Raw genomic sequence first — 21,207 nt, 5'->3', positions numbered from 1 at the left:
GATGAAACACGCCACATCCCCCCGTATCGCCCTGGGCGCCCTGCTGCTCACCCTGGGAAGCATGCAGGCCCAGGCCGCCGATGCCCTGCCCACCATCCAGCAGCAGTGGGCCCACTGCCAGTACCAACAGACCGGCAAGGCCAAGGAGAGCTGCCTGGAGACCCTGAGTGCAAAGGCCGATGAGGCGAGCGCCAAGGAGGCGTTTCGCACCGATCTGCTGATCTGGTCCGCCATCGTCAAGAGCACCTGGGCCGGCGCCAAGGGTGGCCTGGGAGCGCTGGGCCTGGTGAAGGAGGCCAAGGCCAGGCTGGAGATCGCCATCAAGCAGGATCCCGCTGCGCTGGACGGCTCGGCCTACACCAGCCTGGGCTCCCTCTACTACCAGGTGCCGGGCTGGCCGGTCGGGTTCGGCGATGACGAGAAGGCGGAGCAACTGCTCAAGCAGGCGCTGGCCATCAACCCCACCGGCATCGACCCCAACTTCTTCTACGGCGACTTCCTGCTGGATCAGGGGGACAAGGCGCAGGCGAGGATCTACCTGGACAAGGCCCTGGCCGCCCCCGCCAGACCGGGCCGCGAGGTGGCGGACGAGGGGCGCAGGGCGGAGATCCGCGAGCGCCTCGCCAAGCTGTAAACGCAAGCAGATCAGTGCGCTATTTAAACTCTGCCCACCAGCTTGCATACTGGTGGGCAGTGTCGTTTGAGGGAGAAGAGAATGCGGATCCTGTTGGTGGAAGATGATGTGATGCTGGGGGACGGCATGGTGGATGCCCTGCGCGGCAGCGGCTACACGGTGGACTGGCTGCAACAGGGGCTGCCCGCCCTGTCGGCGCTCAAGAGCGAGGAGTTCGCCGCCCTCATCCTTGACCTCAACCTGCCGGACATCGACGGCATCAGCCTGCTGCGCAAGCTGCGCCGGGAAGGGCAGACCCTGCCGGTGCTCATCCTCACCGCCCGGGATGCCCTGGACGACCGGGTGCTGGGGCTGGATGCGGGCTCCGACGACTACATGGTCAAGCCCTTCGCCCTGCAGGAGCTCAACGCCCGCCTGCGCGCCCTGGTGCGCCGCAGCAAGGGGCAGGCCCAGGCCGAGCTGGAGTACGGCGAGCTGCTGCTCTATCCGGCCTCACAGCAGGTCACCTATCGAGGCGAGCCGGTCAGGCTGACTCCCCACGAATACAAGCTGTTGCAGGAGCTCATCACCCAGAGTGGCCGGGTCCTGAGCCGGGATCAGCTGCAGCAGAGCCTTTACGGTTGGGACGAGGGGGCCGAGAGCAACGCGGTGGAGGTGCACATCCACCACCTGCGCAAGAAGTTCTTCCCCGAGCTCATCCGCAACATCCGCGGCGTCGGCTACATAGTGCCCCAGCTCGATGTCACGGGTGGCAAGGGAGCCCCGGCCCCATGAGTCGCGTCCGCTCCATCCGCCGCTTCCTGCTCTCCGGCATCCTGGCCCTGGTCAGCGTCAGCCTCGCCGTCAGCGGCCTCATCGGCTATCTGGAAGCCAATCACGAGATGGAGGAGCTGTTTGATGCCCGTCTGGCCCAGTCCGCCCGCATCACCAACCAGCTGCTCGACCGCTATCTGAAACAGCGCGGCGATCTGCCGAGCAACGGCGCCATCTATCAGGAGTGGGAGCAGGCCGTGCCGAACGCCCCCCACCAGGAGCCGAGCGGCTTCGGCCAGATCGGACAGGACAACGAGTTCACCCCCTATGGCCACGAGTTCGAGCGCAACCTCACCTTCCAGCTGACCGACGGCGAGGGCAACATACTGCTGCGCTCCCCCAGCGCGCCGCGCCAGCTGTTCGGCAAGCCGGAGCTGGGCTTTGGCGCCGTGCACCGCGACGGCCACGACTGGCGCACCTTCACCCTCTACAACGAGGATGAGCAGACCTGGCTCATCGTCGCGGAGCGGGACGACGAGCGGGGCGAGCTGGCCAGCAAGATGGCCACCCTCACCATGCTGCCGCTCTTCATCACCCTGCCCTTCCTGCTCGGCCTGCTGTGGTGGCTGGTCACCCGTGGCCTGGCCCCGCTGCACCTGCTGGCGCAAGCCATCGGCGAGCGGCACCCCGCCAACCTGAGCCCGCTCAACCTGGCCATCAAGGCCGAGGAGCTGACGCCGCTGGTGGGGGAGATCAACCGCCTGATGCACACCCTGGCCGACACCCTGGAGCGGGAGAAGCAGTTCACCAACGAGGCGGCCCACGAGCTGCGCACCCCGCTGGCGGTACTGCGCATCCACAGCGAGAACGCCATGGCGGCCGAGGATGAGCAGAGCCGCGAGCAGGCGCTGCGCAAGATGCAGCTGGCCCTGGATCGCAGCGATCGCCTGATCCGCCAGCTGCTGACCCAGGCCCGCATCGACAACCAGCAGACACCGGCGCTCGCCAGCCTGGCCCTGGAGCCGCTGCTGCAGTCCACCCTGGCCACCCTGGCCCCCATCGCCCTGAAGAAGGACCAGCAGCTCTCCCTGGAGGGCGCCGGCCACCTGCAGGTGATGGGGCAGGCCATGCTGCTGGAGCTGATGTTCGGCAACCTCATCGACAACGCCCTGCGCTACACCCAGGTGGGCGGCGAGATCGCCGTGGTGGTCAGCCAGGAGGGCAACCGGGTCCGGGTGGATGTGCGGGACAACGGCCCCGGCATCCCCACCGCCGCCCTGTCACGGCTGTGCGAGCGCTTCTTCCGGGTCAATCCCCAGCAGGGGGACGGGGTGGGGCTCGGCATGGCCATAGTCCAGCGCATCGCCCAGCTTCACGGGGCGGATCTCGACATCCACAACCGGCCTGAAGGGGGGCTCGAAGTGAGCGTGCTGCTGCCCTCCCCCCTGCGCCCTGCCTGAGCTGCACCGCCCGCATTCCAGCCATGAAAAACGGGGGCCAGGCCCCCGTTGTTCATCTCCACGGAACATCAGCGGCAGCTGGGCTGCACCGTGAAGGTCCGGCTCGCATCCACCGGCCCCAGCTCCGCCAGCAGCCGGCGTCCCAGCAGCACGGGGTAGATCATCTCGCTGCGATCCCGCAGGGTGAACCACTCCTTGTAGACCTTGTCGCCGACGCAGATGCTCATGGTCACCGTGGGCCTCTGCTCCATGCCGCCGGCACCGCGCACCGTCACGCTTCGCTCCACCGGCCGCTCCAGGGTCTGGCGCACCGCCTTGTCGGTGTTGGCATCGGTCAGCGCCAGGGTAAAGCGCACCCAGGGCTTGCCGTCGCGCTTGAAGTGGTGAAGCTCCCGTGCATCGAGGGAGGAGGTGAGCGCCCCGGTATCCAGCTTCATCTTGACCGCCACCCCGTAGGGCATGATCACCCCCTTCTCGATCCAGCCGTAGCTGACCGGCGCCGCCACCGCACTGCCACACAGGGCCCACATCATGACCGCGCTCGCCATTCTCTTGCTCATCTCGCTCTCTCGCCTTGCCGATGTTGCGCCCAGATGTACCACAGCCATCCGGCGGGTCAACCGGATTCCAGGCCCGGGGCGAACCGCCCCCGGCCACCCCGATGGCAGGCGACAGGCCGTGCCGGACACAGTGCATGCCCCCACAGAGAGGGAAGGAACAGAAAGAAACGGGGGGAGGAAGGTGCTGGATGACACTGGCTGCCATCCTGAGGTTGTGACGCCAAAGGCTACCACAAGGCCTCGTGAATTATCAGTCTTGTTCCGGCGGGATTTTTCCCTACACTGTTGTAAACCGGAGGCCTTGAAAACCTACGGTTTTTTTGTGCCTGCCGAAAATTTTGCCCACTGCAACAGTGACTTTCACAAGGCTCAATAAGGAATTCGCAATGCGTATCGAAGAAGACTTGAAGCTCGGTTTCAAGGATGTACTGTTCCGCCCCAAGCGCTCTACCCTCAAGAGCCGTTCCCAAGTCAGCCTGACCCGCCAGTTCACCTTCAAGCACACCCAGACCCAGTGGCAGGGGGTGCCCGTCATCGCCGCCAACATGGACACCGTCGGCAGCTTCGCCATGGCGCGCACCCTGGCGGGCTTCGAGATGATGACGGCGGTACACAAGCACTACAGCCTCGCGCAGTGGCAAACCTTCGTCAATGAGACAGACCCGGCCATCCTGGGCCATGTGATGGTCTCCACCGGCACCTCGGACGAGGACTTCACCAAGACCCGCCAGATCCTTGCCATGTCAGAAGCCCTGCGCTTCATCTGTGTCGACGTGGCCAACGGCTACTCCCAGCACTTCGTCGAATTCCTGCGCAAGATCCGCGAGGCCTGTCCGAACCACGTCATCCTGGCGGGCAACGTGGTCACCGGCGAGATGGTCGAAGAGCTGATCCTCTCCGGCGCCGACATCGTCAAGGTCGGCATAGGCCCCGGCTCGGTCTGCACCACCCGGGTCAAGACCGGGGTCGGCTACCCCCAGCTCTCCGCCATCATAGAGTGTGCCGATGCGGCTCACGGCCTCGGTGGCCAGATCGTCGGCGACGGCGGCTGCACCTGCCCGGGTGACGTGGCCAAGGCCTTTGGCGGCGGCGCCGACTTCGTGATGCTGGGGGGCATGCTGGCGGCCCACGAGGAGTGCGGCGGCGAGCTCGTCGAAGTGGATGGATCCCCTTTCATGAAGTTCTACGGCATGAGTTCGTCCAGCGCCATGGACAAGCACGCCGGCGGCGTCGCCGACTACCGCGCCTCCGAGGGCAAAACCGTGCTGCTGCCCTACCGTGGCCCGGTGGAGAACACGGTGCGCGACATCCTGGGGGGCGTGCGCTCCACCTGCACCTATGTGGGCGCCAGCCAGCTCAAGGAGCTCACCAAGCGCACCACCTTCATCCGGGTTCGCGAGCAGGAGAACAACGTCTACGGCAAGGAGTAACACAGCACCAGCCCGACCGTTAGAAGCCGAGTCACCGGTGTGCTACCCTGCGCACCGGTTTTTTTGCATCTGGACCCCGACATGAGCAGCCCCCTGCCCCCCTTTGACTGGGATATCTTCTGCGCCGTGGTGGACAACTTCGGCGACATCGGCGTCACCTGGCGGCTCGCCCGTCAGCTTCAGCGGGAAGGCCACGGCAAGGTCAGGCTCTGGGTGGACGATCTGGCCAGCTTCGCCCGCATCTGCCCCGGGCTGGATCCCGCACAAGAAGCCCAGTGGGTCGAGGGCATCCATATCCAGCGCTGGTACGACGCGCTGCCCGCCGATGCCGTGCCGGCGAGCGTGGTGATCGAGGCCTTCGCCTGCGCCCTGCCCGCCCCCTTCATTGCGCGCATGGCCGAGCAGAGCCCGCCCCCCTGCTGGATCAACCTGGAGTACCTCAGCGCCGAGGCCTGGGTCGAAGATTGCCACGGCCTCGCCTCCCCCCAGCGGGTCGGCAGCCAGAGCCTCGACAAATACTTCTTCTTCCCGGGCTTCACACCGAGAACCGGCGGCCTCTTGTGCGAACGGGGGCTCATCGCCGAGCGGGATGCCTGGCAGCAGGATGACACGGGGCTTGCCGCCTACTGGGCCAGCCTGGGCCTGCCACCCAAACGAGAAGGCGAGCTGAGGGTCAGCCTCTTTACCTATGAGAGCGCGGCGCTCAGGAGCCTGGTCCAGCGCTGGAGCCAGAGCGCCACGCCGGTCACCCTGCTGCTGCCGCTCGGGCGCGCCCTCGATGACGTGCTCACCGGGGCCGGGCTGGCAGACGCCATCCCTACGGCCCAAGCGGGAGATCTGCTGCAGGCGGGGAGCCTGTGCATCAAGCTGCTGCCGATGACGGATCAGGCCGGTTACGACCGGCTGCTGTGGAGCTGCGATCTCAACCTGGTGCGGGGCGAAGACTCCTTCGTGCGGGCCCAGTGGGCAGGGCGCCCCTTCCTGTGGCACATCTACCCCCAGGACGATGAGGCCCATATCGCCAAGCTGGATGACTTTCTCGACCATTATCTGGCAACGCTGCCCGCAGACGCGGCCCAGTGGCTGCGCGACGCCAGCCACGCCCTCAACCATGGCCAGGCGCTCGGCGAACTCTGGGCCCGATGGCCGATCCATGCCGCACACTGGCAGCAGCATGCGCGAGCCTGGTCACAGAAGTTGCTCGCCGAGGGGGATCTCGTCACGAGGTTGGTGAAATTTTTAGAAAGCCGTATATAATCTGGCAGTTTTTATCTGCCCGTATACGAACAGGAATTTTTTACATGAAAACCGCACAGGAAATCCGCGCTGGTAACGTCGTCATGATCGGTACCGAGCCGATGGTGGTCCAGAAAGCCGAATTCAACAAATCCGGCCGTAACTCCGCCGTGGTCAAGATGAAGCTGAAAGGCCTGCTGAACGGCAGCGCCACCGAGACCGTATTCAAGGCCGACGACAAGCTGGAAGTCGTTCAACTGGAGCGCAAGGAGTGCACCTACTCCTACTTCTCCGACCCCCTGTATGTCTTCATGGACACCGAGTACAACCAGTACGACGTCGAGAAGGACAACCTGGGTGACGCGCTGAACTACCTGGTAGACGGCATGGAAGATCTGTGTGAAGTGACTTTCTACAACGAGAAAGCCATCTCCGTAGAGCTGCCGACCACCATCGTTCGCGAAGTCGAGTACACCGAGCCGGCCGCCCGTGGCGACACCTCCGGCAAAGTGACCAAGCCGGCCCGCCTGAAGGGCACCTCCTACGAGCTGGCCGTTGCCGCCTTCGTGGAGATCGGCGACAAGATCGAAATCGATACCCGCACCGGTGAGTTCAAGCGTCGCGTCAACTAAGTTGCCCCCTCGAACCCATTGCAAAAAGCGAGCCTCAGGCTCGCTTTTTTATTGGCCGTGTCACCGGACTGCCCCGCTCCGGCTGGCGACCGGCGACATGCATACCCGGGCCATGGCGCCCAGCCAGGCATCCCCCTTCAGAAATGGCCGCCGCCGCCGCTAACTGTAAGACCCATCCCGGGACAATCCACGAGGGGCCCATGGCCAGAGCGTTGTTACCACTGTTGTTGCTGAGTCTTGGCTGCCTGTACGGCGGGCTGGCGCGGGCCGGCGAGCCCGCCCCCCTGGTGCCACCCGACTACTGGCAGAATGGCGACTGGCAAGGGGTGCCTGACAGCACCCTGGTCGACAAGCAGCGGGTGCTGTTCGCCAGGCACGACGGCGACAGCTATCTGGGGCTCGCGATCCTGCTGCCCGACTGGCAGCGAAGCGGCCAGCTGTGGCAACTGACCCGGGATCTGGGGCGGCTCGGCTTCGACACCCTGCTGCTGCTCCCCTCGCCGCAACAGACGGAGCTGGACCCCGCCGCCGAGAAGAAGCAGCAGGCCATCGACGATTTTCGCAAGCAGTTTGCCACCCGCATCAGCAAGCTCGGCGACGCCAAGCTGCAGGAGGGGGGCTTCAGGCTGCTGCTGGCACAGGGGACCAGCGCGGCCTGGGCCGCCAACCTCATCGCGAGCGAACAGCTGCCGGCCCCCGATGCCCTGGTCCTGCTCGATGGCTTCTTCCCCAATCAGCAGAGCAACCAGACCCTGGCCAAGCAGGTGGCACAGGCCAGCGTTCCCACCCTGGACCTCTATCAGGAGGAGGGCAGCACCTGGCCTCTGCTGGCCGCCGAGGCGCGCAAGAGCGAGAGCCGCCGCAGCCACAAGCTGAACTATCGTCCCTATGCCCTGATGGATCTGGACGAGACGCACGGGCGCATCCAGGGCTGGCTGACCCACCTGGGCTGGATCTGACCCCGTCGCCCTGGAGGCGGGCCTCTCCCGGACACGCTCCCGGGCTGGTCAGCGGCACGCCATCTTTGGCATCATGTCCGCACCAATGGCAGGAGGCTTCATGCAGCAAATCGTGTTTCTCGACAGCGACACCCTGGACGCCGGCATCAATCTGCGCCGCCCCGATTTTCCCCATCACTGGCAGAGCTACCCGACCACGGCGCCGGATCAGGTGGTGGAGCGGCTCAAGTGCGCCAGCATCGCCATCATCAACAAGGTCCGCATAGGCGCCGCCGAGCTGGCCCAGTTGCCGGAGCTGCGCCTGATTGCCCTGGCGGCCACCGGCAGCGACAACCTGGATCTGGAGGCCTGTCGCGCCGCCAATGTCGCCGTGTGCAATATCCGCAACTACTCGGGCCCCTCGGTTCCCGAACACGCCATGGCGCTGATGCTGGCCCTGTCGCGCAACCTGTTTGCCTGGCGCCAGTCCCTGCTGGAAGGGCGCTGGCAACAGAGCGGCCAGTTCTGCTTCTTCGACCACCCCATCACGGATCTGCACGGCAAGCGGCTCGGCATCATCGGCAAGGGCACCCTGGGGCAGGCCCTGGGGCAGCGGGCCGAGGCCATCGGCATGGAGGTGCGCTATGCCCAGAGCCAGATAGGGACTCCCGGCGATGACGACAGACTGCCCCTGGACGCCCTGCTGGAGAACTCGGATGTCATCAGCCTGCACTGTCCGCTCACCCCCTACACCCGCCACCTCATCGGGGAGCGGGAGCTGGCCATGATGAAACCGGGGGCCCTGCTCATCAACGTGGGCCGTGGCGGCCTGGTGGACGAGCAGGCCCTGTTGGAGGCCCTCGGCAACGGCCGGCTCGGCGGCGCCGGTTTCGACGTGGCAAGCGTGGAGCCTCCGCCCCCGGACCATCCCCTGATGCAGGCCCTGCGCTACCCCAACTTCATCCTGACCCCCCACGTGGCCTGGGCCAGCGAGGAGTCGATGCAGCGGCTCGCGGATCAGCTGATCGACAACATCAACGCCTTCTACCTCGGCAGGCGCCAGCACCGCCTGGTCTGAGACCGCGCGGCGGGATCAAGAAAGGGGCCCAGGGCCCCTTTCTGTCGTCTTGTCGCGGCATCAGTCGTCATGCCATCTGTGCTTGCGGTGCTTCTTGTGATGCTTGTGATGCTTGTAATAGCGCCTGTCGTCGTAATAGCGGTGGTTGTTGCTCTCGTGAGTGTCGCCGGTTTTGGCGCCGATGGCGGAGCCGCCGGCACCGCCGATGCCGGCCCCGATCAGGCGACCAGTGTCACCCCCGACGCTCTTGCCGATGGCGGCGCCCCCCAGGGCACCGACGGCCCCCCCGAGGGCGGCCTCATTCTTGTTGCCCCGGTTGGCCGTGGCGGCCCCACCGGCGGCACCGCCGATCGCCGCCCCCACCAGGGCGCCCGTGTCGCCGCCCAGCTCCTTGCCGATCATGGTCCCGGCCACCCCGCCAGCACCGCCGCCGAGTATGGTGTTGAGGGTCTCCGACGCCTGCACCTGGCCCGTCCCCAACAGCAGTGCACCCAGCAATGCCAGTGCGCTCACGCCATATGGTTTCATCTTCATGGGCTACTCCTGTCAAACCTGATGATTGATTATTTTCCCTGCACTATACAAAGCGGCCTGGCCAACGCTACCGGGGCAACGGGTCCGTCATCGCCGGGCCGTCTGTCTCCTCTTCGCGACACTCAGGAGTGAAATAGAGCAACCCAATGAAAATTAACCAAAAAAAAAGGTCACACGGGAAATTATCCCCGCTGTGACCCCGCACCCGGGCCCGAGGGCCCTTTTTGTCATGATGACGGTCAGACAGATACTGTCACAACCTCCCCCTCGGAGGGAGGCCGGCTGGACGCCAGATGCCAGCAGTCCCGCCCCTGGTGCTTGCTCCGGTACAGGCATTCATCGGCCCGCTCGAGCAGGTTGGGAGCACCTTCCGGGTAATGCGCCCCTCCGGCGCTCAGGGTGATGGACGCCTCAAACTCGCGCCACTGCAGCGCCCGTACCCGGGCCAGCAGATGGGTCAGGCGGCACTCTACCTCACCCTGTTCCCAGGGCAGCAGGGCCGCAAATTCATCACCGCCGATCCGGTAGACCTGGGCCTCCCCCAGGGTCCTCGCCATGATGGTGGCCACCCGGAACAGCACGGCATCTCCCACGCCGTGGCCCCAGCTGTCGTTGACGCCCTTGAAGTTGTCCACATCGAACAGGACCAGCCAGTAGGGGACCGCCTCCTGATCCAGCCTGGCCCTGTCCTGATCGAAGGCCCGCCGGTTCATGATCCCGGTGAGGGGATCGTGCAGCAGGGCATCCTGGCCCTGGATCAGGCTGTTTCTCACCTGGTTGATCTCCCCCAGACTGCCGTGCACGAACCAGGTGCGCCGGCGCCGCTGGATCTCCAGCAGGGCCTCATCCCGGACGAGACCGCTGAGGGAGCCCTGCACCAGGGCCTGCTCCTGGCGGAATATTCGCACCAGAAACACCAGGCTGCACAGCCAGACGCACAGCAGCGCCAGCGCGGGCAACACCACCATCAGCAGGGTATCCTGCAGGTTTTCATGGAAGTGGGCAGGGGGCAGATAGAGATTGAGATCCCAGCCGATGTTCGTCAGCGGGTGCCTCAGGTGGCTGCCCTCCCAGATCACGTCCAGCCCGGCTACCTGCTTCTCAGGATCAAGGCCGACCGGCAGCAGCTGCAGATTGTGCCCCACCACCAGCTGCCCCCCCTTGCGCTCCGTGATGTAGAGGGCGGCCCTGTCCCCTCCCAGTGCCCGTCCCAGCGCCGCCTGCAGCGTGTTGAACGACATGTCCACCATCAGCAGCCCCAGCAGTTGCCCCTCGTCATCCCTGACGCGCTTGATCAGGGTCAGGACCTGGCTGGCGGAATCAAACTCCTCGTAGGGACCAAACCAGATGAGGTCGTCCCCCTCGCCGGAGAGCGCCTGATACCAGGGGCGCTTCTGTGCCTGATAGCCGGCCGGCGCCTGCCAGTGGGGGTAGCTGTCGAGACGATGGGTGCGGGCGTTGTAGAAATAGAGGAAGTGGGCGTCGTGCTTGAACTGGTGGGCGATGGCCCAGATCGGGTTGATGGCCGCCTCTCCCCGTGCGATGGCCCGCTTGTCCAGCGAGGACTCCAGCACGCCGAGCTGGCGCTGGTTGTCCTGCACCAGTTCATGGATCAGGGTGGCGTCGATGGAGGTGAGCATGTGGCCGTAGCCTGCCATGGTCTTGTCGATGCTGCGCAGGTAGCTGGCCGCCGCCAGCAGCAGGGTGGCGATCAACACCAGGACGCCGAGCAGGCACGACAGCGGGGTCAAGATGTAATAGCGTTCCTTGATGATAGTGGCAGCCATCCAACCCCCTATAAAATGTCATATGTCATGCATTTTATAGTTGAAACAACCACCAAGGTATTGATTGAAATCATTAACGTCTACTGTTAATGATAAAAAAGATATCAGCAGTCTCCGTCGACCATATGCGTTCCCGTCATGTGAATATCCATAAAAAGTAGAAACTGTCATCACCCTGCGTTGACGGTTTCCTGCGCGGAAGGTGTTATAGTCGATGGCTCGAGAGATCGGAGCCAGATGGCCTTTGCCGGCATGACTGGCGGCGATGATTCAGCAACCAAGGAGATGTTATGAGCAGTCCGTTTATCGAACAGATCAAAGTACGTCGTACCATCTATGCCCTGGGCAACCGGGTGACCCACTCCGAGGCCCAGCTGACGGCGCTCATCAAGGATGCCGTCAAGCACAGCCCCTCCTCGTTCAACTCCCAGAGCTCCCGCGCCGTCATCCTGTTTGGCGAGCAGCACCACAAGCTGTGGGACATCGTCAAGGCCGAGCTCAAGAAGATAGTCCCGCCAGAGGCCTATCCCCAGAGCGAAGCCAAGGTCAACGGCAGCTTCCGCTCAGGCTTCGGCACTGTGCTGTTCTTCGAAGACACCGCCGTCATCGAGGATCTGCAGCAGAAGTTCGCCCTCTATGCCGACAACTTCCCCATCTGGTCCGAACACGGCACCGGGATCGCCCAGTTCGCGGTCTGGACCACCCTGGCCCAGGAGGGCATAGGGGCCTCCCTGCAGCACTACAACCCGCTGATAGACCAGGCGGTCCGCCAGGAGTGGAACCTGCCTGCCAGCTGGCTGCTGCGCGCCCAGATGCCCTTCGGCAGCATAGAACAGCCGGCCGGTGACAAGACCTTCATCGACGACGACGTGCGCTTCCGGGTCTTCAAGTAATCCTGACGCCTCGCCCGCTCAAGCCCCCGCCAGTCGGGGGCTTTTTCTGCCCGCCTCTCAGGCCGTCAGCTGCACCTGCAGTTGGCCTGCCTCCTGCACGACCACAGTCACCCGGCCCCAGTTCGGGATCAAGGCAGTGACCGCCGGATCGCACCTCTGGGTTCCCCCCACCTGCACCACCCGGCAGCCGGCCCGCAGGGCGCTGGCGATGCCCGCGGGTGCATCCTCGAACACCAGGCAATCGGCGGGAGCCAGGCCAAGCCGGCTTGCGGCCAGCAGATAGGGCTCGGGATCCGGCTTGCCCCGCACCACGTCCTCGGCGCCGACCAGGAGGCGTGGCAGCGGCAATCCGGCGCTGCCCAGGCGGTGGCGCGCCACCCTGTGGCTCGCGGAAGTCACTAGGCTCCAGCGATCCGCCGGCAGGCCATCGAGCACGGCGCGGGCCCCGGCGATCGGCTCTGCCGCCCCGCCGTGGCGGATCTCCAGCTCGTCGAGCAGGGCCACCTCAGACGCCAGGTCCAGCCAGGGAGCCAGCGCCCGGATCACCTCCCGCGAGCGCACCCCGTGGCACATGGCCAGCACGGGCTCCGGATCCAGCCCATGGCGCCGGCACCAGAGCCGCCACACGGCTTCCACCTCGCCGGTGGAGTGCACCAGGGTGCCGTCCATGTCCAGCAGCAGGGCTGCCGCCTCCAGAGTGAGCCCTGTCATGCGGCTCTCCCCGCCAGCACATCCACGAAGGCCTGCCGCTGGACCGCCTCTTCGTAGCAGGCGAGCGCCTGCTCCGCATTGCTCGCCCACACCGGCACGGGCCCCACGACAAACCCCTGCTGCAGCAGGCTGGTCAGCAGCTCCCCCGTCTCCGGCGCGGCCAGTGGCTGGGCCATCACCAGGCTCCCCTTGATCAAAAACAGATAGCGTTCGCTCGACATGGCATGACTCCTTGTGGCTGGTCAGCGGGCAAGAAGGCCCGTTTCGAGACCATTAGAACAAGGCAGTTAGATAATTTATAATCAATAAATCGCCACATTGGATAACCAAATGGAATGAGATTCGACCTGAGGCAGTTGCAGGCGTTCGTGATGCTGGCCGAGACCGCCAACTACCGGGAGGCGGCCAGCCGGCTCTTCGTCACGCAACCGGCCCTGACCAAGCAGATCCAGGGGCTGGAACTCGCGCTCGGCAGCACCCTGTTCAACCGGGGCCGCCATGGCGCCGAACTGACCGCCATCGGTCTCCAGCTGCTTCCCCAGGCCCGCGCCCTGGTGGATCACGGCAAGGGATTCGAGCAGCACGCCCTGGCTCTGGCGAGCGGCGCCGCCGGGCGCCTCAAGATAGGGTTCGGGATCTCCAGCTTCGCACTCGCCCCCTCACTGGTGGCCCGCTTCAAGCAGCAGGTCCCGGACGTGCTGGTGCACCTGCAGGACATGACCTCCGCCACCCAGCAGGAGCTGCTGCTGGCGGGACGACTGCAGCTGGGCTTCATGCGTCGGCCAGACGCGCCCCAGTTGAGGGAGCACAGATTGCTGACGGACAGGCTGGTGCTGGCGGTGCCCACCCGGCTGATTGGGTCGGATCCCGCCGCCTTCGACGTGGCGCAGGCGCTGACCCGCCAGCCCCTGCTGCAGATGGTGGGCCATCGCTGCCCCGGTCTCAGCCAGCAGATCGCCCGCTTCCTCGGCGCCAACCGGTTGAGCGGCATCATCCAGGAGGCGGAAGACATCCAGACCCTGGTGGCCCTGGTGGCCGCCGGTATCGGCAACGCCATCCTGCCCCGCAGCGTCGGCTTTATCGCGGGCAGGGAGGTGACCCTCTACCCCCTCTTCGGCCCCTGGTCCGAGTGGGAGATAAGCCTGGTGTGGAACCCGGAGTTTGCGGATCCCATCCGGGATCGCTTCCTGACCCTGGTCAGGGCGGAGCACCCGGAGCCCGGACAAGGCGGATAGGGCGCGCGACTCCTCTAACGCAATGGGGGGAATGCCCCCTATACCAACCCCAGGGCGTAGCGCAGCGCCATCTCCTTGAGGGGGCCCGCCTTGTCCGCCAGATTGAGGGCCAGGTTGCGGGCGAGCTTGAGGGGCCCTATCTCGTTGCTGAACACCCCGTAAAAGAGATCCATCCCCGACTGCATCAGCAGGTTGTCCGGGCGGCGGCGCCGCTCGTAGCGCGCCGCCAGCGCCGGTGCATGCCACTGGGCCCCCGCCTTGCCGAGCAACTCGGTCCAGCAGGCCACGTCCTTGAGGCCGAGGTTCACCCCCTGCCCCGCCAGCGGGTTGATGGTGTGGGCGGCGTCGCCGAGCAGCACCACCCGACCGGTGCAATAGTCGTTGGCGTGGCGGCGCACCAGCGGGAAGCTCCCCTTGCCGGTGACGGTGAAGCCGCCGAGCCGGGCCGGGAAGTGGCGGCGCACCTCGGCGGCCAGGGCCTCGTGGCTCATGGCCGTGAGCGCCCGGATGCGGGCCGGGCTGTCGTACCACACCAGGGAGCCGTGGCGGCCCGGCAGGGGCAGGAAGGCGCGCGGGCCGCTCGGGGTGAACTGCTGCCAGGTGATGTCTTCCTGCTCGAAATCGGTGTCGATATTGATCAGCATGCAGTGCTGGCGGTACTCGAAGCGCGACACCCCGATCCCGGCCAATTGGCGGGTGTGGGACTCGGCGCCGTCGCAGGCCAGCACCCAGCGGGCGGCGAGCTCGCTGCCATCGTCCAGGGTCAGCACGGCCTCTTCCGCACTCTGGCGCAGGCTTTTCACCGCCGCCGGGGTGTGGGTCTGGATGGTCGGGAAATCCTCCATCCTCTTGAGCAGGGCGAGCTGCACCAGCCGGTTCTCTATGATGTAGCCGAGCTGGGGCAGCCCCAGATCGGCGGCGTCGAAGCGGGTGGCGAAACCGTCCAGCTCCCAGGTCTCCAGCCGGCGATAGGGACACAGCCGCATCTGTTGCAGGTATTGCCAGGCACCGGCCCGGGTCAGCAGCGCCACCGAGGCCTGGCTGATGGCGGAGACCCGCAGATCCAGCGGCTGCCCGGGGGCGTAGGGCTCGGGCAGCCGGGTCTCGATGACCCGCACAGAGAGGCCCTCTGCCGCCAGCAGACAGGCGGTGGCGGCGCCCACCATGCCGGCGCCGACGATGGCGATATCACACTGTTCCATAACTTGATTCCTGCAAGGAGTCGCCCCGCACGAGGGCGCAAGGGCCGAACCGAATGGGGCATGATAGCGCAAGGCGACGGGAGAAACAGTGCGCCAGTCGTGCAATTGCCGGCGGCCATCCCAGGCCGGGCACGGGGAGGCCGGGGGGCGGCGGCCGGCCCCAGACTGGTCAGCACCGGGATTGCGGAGTAAAATGGCCGGTCCTTTGACCCTGCCGATTTCAAAAACAGTCAAGAGAAGCGATGAGCAAGAAACTTCATATCAAGACCTGGGGCTGCCAGATGAACGAGTACGACTCGTCCAAGATGGCCGACCTGTTGGATGCCAGCAACGGCTACACGCTGACCGAGGAGCCCTCCGATGCCGACGTCCTGCTGCTCAATACCTGCTCCATCCGCGAGAAGGCCCAGGAGAAGGTGTTCCACCTGCTCGGTCGCTGGAAGAAGCTCAAGGCGAAGAAGCCGGGGCTGGTGATCGGCGTGGGCGGCTGCGTCGCCTCCCAGGAAGGGGACAATCTGAGAAAACGCGCCCCCTATGTGGACATCGTCTTCGGACCCCAGACCCTGCACCGCCTGCCGACCATGATCAAGCAGGTGCAGGAGGGCCATGGCGCCCAGGTGGACATCGCCTTCCCCGAGATAGAGAAGTTCGACAACCTGCCCGAGCCCCGCGCCGAGGGGGCCACGGCGTTTGTCTCCATCATGGAAGGCTGCTCCAAGTACTGCTCCTTCTGCGTGGTGCCCTACACCCGTGGCGAGGAGGTGAGCCGTCCGCTCGACGACGTGCTCTACGAAATCGCCCAGCTCGCCCAGCAGGGGGTGCGCGAGGTGAACCTGCTCGGCCAGAACGTCAACGCCTACCGGGGCCCGACCTTTGACGGCGGCCACTGCACCTTCGCCGAACTGCTGCGCCTGGTGGCCGCCATCGACGGCATCGACCGCATTCGCTACACCACCAGCCACCCCATCGAGTTCACCGACGACATCATCGAGGTCTATCGGGACACCCCCGAGGTGGTCAGCTTCCTGCACCTGCCGATCCAGAGCGGCTCGGATCGCATCCTGACCATGATGAAGCGCCCTCACACGGTGCTGGAGTACAAGTCCAAGATCCGCCGTCTGCGTGCCGTGCGCCCCGACATCACCATGAGTTCGGACTTCATCGTCGGCTTCCCGAACGAGACGGACGAGGACTTCGAGGCCACCATGAAACTCATCGAGGAGATCAACTTCGACATGAGCTTCAGCTTCATCTACAGCCCGCGCCCCGGCACCCCGGCCGCCGATCTGCCGGACGACGTGGACATGGAGGTGAAGAAGGCCCGCCTGACCCGGCTGCAGAACCGCATCAATCACCAGTCCATGCTCATCGGCCGCGCCATGCTGGGCTCGGTGCAGCGCATCCTGGTGGAGGGGCCGTCCAAGCTCGATCCCATGCAGCTTTCCGGCCGCACCGAGAACAACCGGGTGGTCAACTTCGAGGGGCCGCACCGCCTCATCGGCGGCTTCGCCGACGTGGAGATCACCGACGTGCGCCCCTACTCATTGCGCGGCCGCTTCATCCGCGGCGAGGACGAGATGAACCTGCGCATCGCCACGGCGCCGAGCGAGATCCTGGCCCGTCGCCCCGACAACGTGCCCGATGGGTTGGGTGTGGCCGCTTTTACCCCCGCTCCAAGCGAGATCCTGGTCCAATCCGGCCGCCCCGACAACGAGCCCGATCCCCTGGGCGTTGCGGCCTTCACTCCCCATTAATGTCTCTTCCCTCACAGAAGGGAAGAACCTTGAAACGAGGTCAATTTGAGCCGACATATCGCGACCCTGAACCTGCATCTGGAGCCCGCCGACAACCTGCGTCTCGCCAGCCTGTGCGGCCCCTTTGACGACAACCTCAAGCAGCTGGAGCGCCGCCTCGGCATCGAGATCAGCTACCGGGACAACCACTTCCAGGTGCTGGGCAAGCAGGCCCAGGTGGACGCGGCCGCCGTCATCCTCAAGCACCTCTATGTGGAGACCCAGCCCCTCAAGGGGGGCAAGGTGACCGACATCACCCCAGAGATGGTGCACCTGACGGTGCAGGAGTCCCGCGTGCTGGAGCAGGACGACGAGGAGGTGCCTAGCCTCCCCTATGGCAAGGAGGTGACGGTCAAGACCAAGCGTGGCCTCATCAAGCCGAGGAGCCCGAACCAGGCCCAGTACATCGCCAACATAGTGCGCCACGACATCAGCTTCGGCATAGGCCCCGCCGGCACCGGCAAGACCTATCTGGCCGTGGCCGCCGCCGTGGATGCCCTGGAGCGCCAGGAGATCCGCCGCATCCTGCTGACCCGCCCGGCGGTGGAGGCGGGGGAGAAGCTCGGCTTCCTGCCAGGGGACCTCTCCCAGAAGGTGGATCCTTACCTGCGCCCCCTCTACGACGCCCTGTTCGAGATGCTGGGCTTCGAGCGGGTGGAGAAGCTGATGGAGCGCAACATCATCGAGGTGGCGCCGCTCGCCTATATGCGCGGAAGAACCTTGAACGACGCCTTCATCATCCTGGACGAGGCCCAGAACACCACCACCGAGCAGATGAAGATGTTCCTGACCCGCATCGGCTTCAACTCCAAGGCGGTGGTCACCGGCGACATCACCCAGGTGGACCTGCCCCGCAGCACCAAGTCCGGTCTGCGCCACGCCCTGGAGGTGCTGCAGGGAGTCGACGGCCTGTCGTTCAACTTCTTCGAGTCCAAGGACGTGGTACGCCACCCCGTGGTGGCCCGCATCGTCCAGGCCTACGAGGCGTTCGACGCCCAGCAGGCGGCCGAGAAGGCCGCCGCCAGCAACAAAGAGAACATCAGCAGAGAGAATGCCCAATGAGCCTGACCCTGGATCTGCAACTGGCCTGCGCCAGCCCCGACGGCCTGCCGAGCGAGGCCCAGCTGCAAGGCTGGCTCGAGGGCACCATCCTCGGCTTCCAGCAGGAGGCCGAGGTGACGGTGCGCATCGTCGACGAGGAGGAGAGCCGCGAGCTCAACCACACCTATCGCGGCAAGGACAAGCCCACCAACGTGCTATCATTCCCGTTCGAGGCCCCTCCCGGCCTGGAACTGCCCCTGCTCGGGGATCTGGTGATCTGTCGCCAGGTGGTCGAGGCCGAGGCCGTCGAACAGGGTAAAACCCTGGACGCCCACTGGGCCCACATGGTTGTGCACGGCAGTCTGCATCTGCTAGGTTATGACCATATCGAGGACGAGGAAGCCGAGGAGATGGAGCAGCTAGAGCGCGACATCATGCAGGAGCTGGGCTTTGCGGACCCCTATCTGGACGACGATGTCGAAGGATAAGGTGAATCAAGAGCCGCTCAGATGGTGCCGTTCCGAACGCGACATCATGCAGGAACTCGGTATCGCCGGCCCTGGTCTGAACGACGAAGAGTAAAACACCGGATGGTCATCGCCTTGAAACAGCCGATGCCTATCCTCATATAGCCACAACGATTTCAAGTGTGTTCATACGAGTAACCAAGAGAGAAAATGACCGACGATCACCCTAGTACCGGCTCGCCGAAGAAAACCTGGCTCGACAAGCTCAGCCAACTCTTCCAGGGCGAGCCAAAAGACCGCAACGATCTGGTGGATGTCATCGCCGATGCCGAGGAGCGAGACCTCATCGATCAGGACACCAAGGACATGATCGAGGGCGTGCTCGAAATTGCCGAGCTGCGCGTGCGTGACATCATGATCCCCCGCTCCCAGATGGTGACCATAGAGAAGTCCCAACCGGTGGACGACTTCCTGCCGGTCATCATCGAATCCGGCCACTCCCGCTTCCCGGTGATCAACGAAGACAAGGATCACGTGGAGGGCATACTGCTCGCCAAGGATCTGCTGCCGTTCGGCTTCGGCGGCCATCACGCCAGCGAGCCGCTGCAGCTCGAGAAGATCCTGCGCCCCACCGTCATCGTGCCGGAGAGCAAGCGGGTCGATCGCCTGCTCAAGGAGTTCCGCGAAGAGCGCTACCACATGGCCATAGTGGTGGACGAGTTCGGCGGTGTCTCGGGTCTGGTGACCATAGAGGACATTCTGGAGCTCATCGTCGGCGAGATCGACGACGAGTTCGACGACATCGAGGACGAGCCCGTCGATATCCGCCGCATCAGCAAGCGGGTCTTCTCCGTCAGCGCCCTCACCGAGATCGAGGACTTCAACGACTTCTTCGGCACCCAGTTCAGCGATGAAGAGGTGGATACCGTCGGCGGCCTGGTGATGCACGCCTTCAGCCACCTGCCGAAGAAGGGCGAGGAGATCGAGCTCGACGGCTACCTGTTCAAGGTGATGCACGCGGACCGGCGTCGTCTGCAACAGCTGCAGGTGAAGATCCCGGAGCATCACGCGGCGGCCCAGCCGGAGTCCTGATCTCTCCCGCCCCGGACCTGACGTTCAACGCCCCTGCCAAGGGGCGTTTGTCATTCTGTCAGACCCTTACCCTTTCATTCTCCCTGCCACCGCCCCTCGATACCCGGCCGCCGGGAGGCTCGCCGTTGGCACCGTTTGCGGTTAAGATGTCGGCCACTTTATTTTATTCAGCCCAATTCGAGCCCCGATCCCCCGTGAAATCGAAACTCCTAACAAGCCTGTTCGCCCTGGCCTCCGGTGCCATCGCCGTGCTGGCCTTCTCTCCTTTCGGCTACTGGCCCCTGGTGATCCTCTCCCTGCTCGGCCTCTATGCCCTGCTGGACAAGGCCAGCCCCAGGCAGGCGGCCTGGCGCGGCTTCGGCTACGCCATGGGCCTGTTCCTGCCGGGCCAGTGGTGGATCCACGTCAGCATGACGGAGTTTGGCGGCATCCCGCTGCCGGCCGCCTTCGTGCTGTTGGCCGGGCTCTGCGCCTATCTCTCCCTCTATCCGACCCTGGCCTGCTGGCTGTTCGCCCGCGTCTTCGCCGGCCGCCACTGGAGCCGCTGGCTGCTCGCTTTCCCGGCGCTCTGGCTCGGGGCCGACTGGCTGCGTGGCTGGGTGATGACCGGCTACCCCTGGCTCTGGTTCGGCTACACCCAGATAGACGGCCCCCTCAAGGGGTTCGCTCCCCTCCTGGGAGTGCAGGGCATCACCCTCGCCCTGCTGCTCACCACCTCCGCCCTCTGGCTGGTGTGGCAGAGCCGCAAGCCGGCCTGGCTGCTGCTGCCCGTCGCCCTGGTGGGGGCGGCGCAAGGATTGATGCAGCTCAACTGGGTCACCCGGGGGGAGCCGGTCAAGGTGGCCCTGGTGCAGGGCAACATCGCCCAGTCTCTCAAGTGGGATCCTGAGGCCCTGATCCCCACGGTGCGCACCTACCAGGACTTGAGCCGCGAGAACCAGGATGCCGACATCATCGTCTGGCCCGAGTCCGCGATCCCGGCCATCGAGAAGGAGATGGGCACCTATCTGGAGAGCCTGGACAAGGCGATGAAGGTGAACGATACCGGCCTGCTGGCCGGCATCATTCACTACGATCTCCAGCAGCAGCGCTTCTACAACACCGTGCTCGGCATGGGGGTGCAGGATGCCGAGGGCAAGGAGTCCTATCACTACGAGCACAAGAACCGCTACTACAAGTACCACCTGCTGCCCATCGGCGAGTTCGTGCCCTTTGAAGATCTGCTGCGCCCCATCGCCCCCTTCTTCAACCTGCCCATGTCCTCCTTCAGCCGGGGGGACGAGGTACAGCCGAACCTGATCGCCAAGGGACTCAAGTTCGCCGCAGCCATCTGCTACGAGATCATCTTCCCGGACGAGGTGCGCCGCAACGTGCAGCCGGATACCGACTTCCTGCTGACCGTCTCCAACGACGCCTGGTTCGGCACCAGCATAGGCCCCTGGCAGCACATGGAGATCGCCCGCATGCGCGCCCTGGAGCTGGCCCGCCCGCTGCTGCGGGACACCAACACCGGCATCACCATAGTCACCGAGATAGACGGCAGCATCATCGCCCAGATCCCGCAGTTCCAGGCCGGGGTCTTGAGAACCGAGGTGCGTCCCGCCCACGGCGAGACCCCCTACCTGCGCTTCGGCAGCTGGCCCATGTACGGCATCGCCGCCCTGCTGCTGGGCCTGGCGCTGGTGCTGCGCCCCCGCGCCCATCCCTGGGCCCGCAAGGCCTGAAGAGATA

20 protein-coding genes and 1 pseudogene are annotated in these 21,207 nt (G+C 65.1%); 15 read left to right on the top strand and 6 right to left on the bottom strand.

Going from position 1 to position 21,207, the window contains the following annotated elements; translation table 11 throughout:
- Position 1: 1 nt before the first annotated feature.
- The 3 genes from R2B70_RS05155 (at position 2) to R2B70_RS05145 (ending at position 2,847) form a co-directional block, all read left to right on the top strand.
- On the top strand, positions 2 to 634 hold the full coding sequence (locus R2B70_RS05155; protein WP_209793403.1) for a tetratricopeptide repeat protein: 633 nt from the start codon (positions 2 to 4) through the stop codon (positions 632 to 634).
- 81 nt (positions 635 to 715) lie between these two features.
- On the top strand, positions 716 to 1,408 hold the full coding sequence (locus tag R2B70_RS05150; protein WP_042078934.1) for a response regulator: 693 nt from the start codon (positions 716 to 718) through the stop codon (positions 1,406 to 1,408).
- Complete coding sequence (locus R2B70_RS05145; protein WP_042078933.1) at positions 1,405 to 2,847, top strand: ATP-binding protein; 1,443 nt, start codon at positions 1,405 to 1,407, stop codon at positions 2,845 to 2,847. Before R2B70_RS05150 ends, R2B70_RS05145 begins: the two co-directional genes overlap by 4 nt.
- A 68-nt stretch (positions 2,848 to 2,915) precedes the next feature.
- Here the strand turns inward: R2B70_RS05145 and R2B70_RS05140 are convergent, their stop codons facing one another.
- Positions 2,916 to 3,407, bottom strand: coding sequence for an ATP-dependent zinc protease (locus tag R2B70_RS05140; RefSeq protein WP_042078932.1), 492 nt, complete (start codon positions 3,405 to 3,407; stop codon positions 2,916 to 2,918).
- 386 nt (positions 3,408 to 3,793) lie between these two features.
- Here R2B70_RS05140 and R2B70_RS05135 point away from each other — a divergent pair, with 386 nt between their 5' ends.
- The 5 genes from R2B70_RS05135 to R2B70_RS05115 all read left to right on the top strand — a co-directional run bounded on the left by R2B70_RS05135 (position 3,794) and on the right by R2B70_RS05115 (position 8,721).
- Positions 3,794 to 4,837, top strand: a complete 1,044-nt coding sequence (locus R2B70_RS05135; protein ID WP_318162800.1) for a GMP reductase — start codon at positions 3,794 to 3,796, stop codon at positions 4,835 to 4,837.
- Between the two features lie 81 nt (positions 4,838 to 4,918).
- A complete protein-coding gene (earP, locus tag R2B70_RS05130; RefSeq protein WP_318162799.1) occupies positions 4,919 to 6,094 on the top strand; it encodes an elongation factor P maturation arginine rhamnosyltransferase EarP in 1,176 nt (391 codons plus the stop codon).
- A gap of 44 nt (positions 6,095 to 6,138) precedes the next feature.
- Positions 6,139 to 6,705 (top strand): elongation factor P, encoded by a 567-nt coding sequence (efp, locus tag R2B70_RS05125; protein WP_042078929.1) that lies wholly within the window; start codon positions 6,139 to 6,141, stop codon positions 6,703 to 6,705.
- A 200-nt stretch (positions 6,706 to 6,905) separates the two neighbouring features.
- Positions 6,906 to 7,664 carry a DUF3530 family protein gene (locus R2B70_RS05120; RefSeq protein ID WP_318162798.1) on the top strand — a complete coding sequence of 253 codons (759 nt, stop codon included), beginning with the start codon at positions 6,906 to 6,908 and terminating at the stop codon, positions 7,662 to 7,664.
- A 100-nt stretch (positions 7,665 to 7,764) separates the two neighbouring features.
- Positions 7,765 to 8,721 carry a D-2-hydroxyacid dehydrogenase gene (locus R2B70_RS05115; protein WP_209793399.1) on the top strand — a complete coding sequence of 319 codons (957 nt, stop codon included), beginning with the start codon at positions 7,765 to 7,767 and terminating at the stop codon, positions 8,719 to 8,721.
- 60 nt (positions 8,722 to 8,781) lie between these two features.
- On the opposite strand, the gene R2B70_RS05110 is transcribed toward R2B70_RS05115, so the two are convergent.
- Entirely contained in the window at positions 8,782 to 9,255 is a 474-nt protein-coding gene (locus R2B70_RS05110) for a glycine zipper domain-containing protein (protein ID WP_042078924.1), read from the bottom strand.
- A 239-nt stretch (positions 9,256 to 9,494) separates the two neighbouring features.
- Positions 9,495 to 11,042 carry a sensor domain-containing diguanylate cyclase gene (locus R2B70_RS05105; RefSeq protein WP_318162797.1) on the bottom strand — a complete coding sequence of 516 codons (1,548 nt, stop codon included), beginning with the start codon at positions 11,040 to 11,042 and terminating at the stop codon, positions 9,495 to 9,497.
- Between the two features lie 290 nt (positions 11,043 to 11,332).
- Between R2B70_RS05105 and R2B70_RS05100 the strand changes: the two genes are divergently transcribed.
- Positions 11,333 to 11,935 (top strand): nitroreductase family protein, encoded by a 603-nt coding sequence (locus tag R2B70_RS05100; RefSeq protein ID WP_209793388.1) that lies wholly within the window; start codon positions 11,333 to 11,335, stop codon positions 11,933 to 11,935.
- Positions 11,936 to 11,992: 57 nt separating this feature from the next.
- Here the strand turns inward: R2B70_RS05100 and R2B70_RS05095 are convergent, their stop codons facing one another.
- Positions 11,993 to 12,646 (bottom strand): HAD-IA family hydrolase, encoded by a 654-nt coding sequence (locus R2B70_RS05095; RefSeq protein ID WP_219143718.1) that lies wholly within the window; start codon positions 12,644 to 12,646, stop codon positions 11,993 to 11,995.
- The gene (locus R2B70_RS05090) at positions 12,643 to 12,867 is read right to left on the bottom strand and encodes a hypothetical protein (RefSeq protein ID WP_042078919.1); all 225 of its coding nucleotides are present in this window, start codon (positions 12,865 to 12,867) and stop codon (positions 12,643 to 12,645) included. The genes R2B70_RS05095 and R2B70_RS05090 overlap by 4 nt, the downstream gene beginning before the upstream one ends.
- Positions 12,868 to 12,981: 114 nt before the next feature.
- On the opposite strand from R2B70_RS05090, the gene R2B70_RS05085 reads away from it, so the two are divergent.
- Positions 12,982 to 13,881: a LysR family transcriptional regulator gene (locus tag R2B70_RS05085; protein WP_318162796.1), complete on the top strand. Its 900-nt coding sequence runs from the start codon at positions 12,982 to 12,984 to the stop codon at positions 13,879 to 13,881.
- 38 nt (positions 13,882 to 13,919) lie between these two features.
- Here R2B70_RS05085 and R2B70_RS05080 read toward each other — a convergent pair whose 3' ends face one another.
- Entirely contained in the window at positions 13,920 to 15,083 is a 1,164-nt protein-coding gene (locus R2B70_RS05080) for an FAD-dependent monooxygenase (protein ID WP_318162795.1), read from the bottom strand.
- Between the two features lie 242 nt (positions 15,084 to 15,325).
- Between R2B70_RS05080 and miaB the strand changes: the two are divergent.
- The 5 genes and pseudogenes from miaB to lnt form a co-directional block, all read left to right on the top strand.
- Positions 15,326 to 16,753, top strand: a pseudogene (miaB, locus tag R2B70_RS05075) (tRNA (N6-isopentenyl adenosine(37)-C2)-methylthiotransferase MiaB); the annotation flags it as partial.
- A gap of 129 nt (positions 16,754 to 16,882) precedes the next feature.
- Positions 16,883 to 17,938: a PhoH family protein gene (locus tag R2B70_RS05070; protein WP_042078916.1), complete on the top strand. Its 1,056-nt coding sequence runs from the start codon at positions 16,883 to 16,885 to the stop codon at positions 17,936 to 17,938.
- A complete protein-coding gene (gene ybeY, locus R2B70_RS05065) occupies positions 17,935 to 18,405 on the top strand; it encodes an rRNA maturation RNase YbeY (RefSeq protein ID WP_042078915.1) in 471 nt (156 codons plus the stop codon). Before R2B70_RS05070 ends, ybeY begins: the two co-directional genes overlap by 4 nt.
- Before the next feature lie 189 nt (positions 18,406 to 18,594).
- Positions 18,595 to 19,476 (top strand): CNNM family magnesium/cobalt transport protein CorC, encoded by an 882-nt coding sequence (gene corC, locus R2B70_RS05060; protein ID WP_042078914.1) that lies wholly within the window; start codon positions 18,595 to 18,597, stop codon positions 19,474 to 19,476.
- A 146-nt stretch (positions 19,477 to 19,622) separates the two neighbouring features.
- Positions 19,623 to 21,200: an apolipoprotein N-acyltransferase gene (lnt, locus tag R2B70_RS05055; protein WP_209793377.1), complete on the top strand. Its 1,578-nt coding sequence runs from the start codon at positions 19,623 to 19,625 to the stop codon at positions 21,198 to 21,200.
- Positions 21,201 to 21,207 lie beyond the last annotated feature (7 nt).

The sequence above is a fragment of the Aeromonas sp. XH genome, assembly GCF_033348475.1.
Taxonomy (GTDB): Bacteria; Pseudomonadota; Gammaproteobacteria; order Enterobacterales; family Aeromonadaceae; genus Aeromonas; species Aeromonas sanarellii.
The sequence above is the reverse complement of the archived record's forward strand: the minus strand, read 5'-3'. Positions and strand labels throughout refer to the sequence as shown.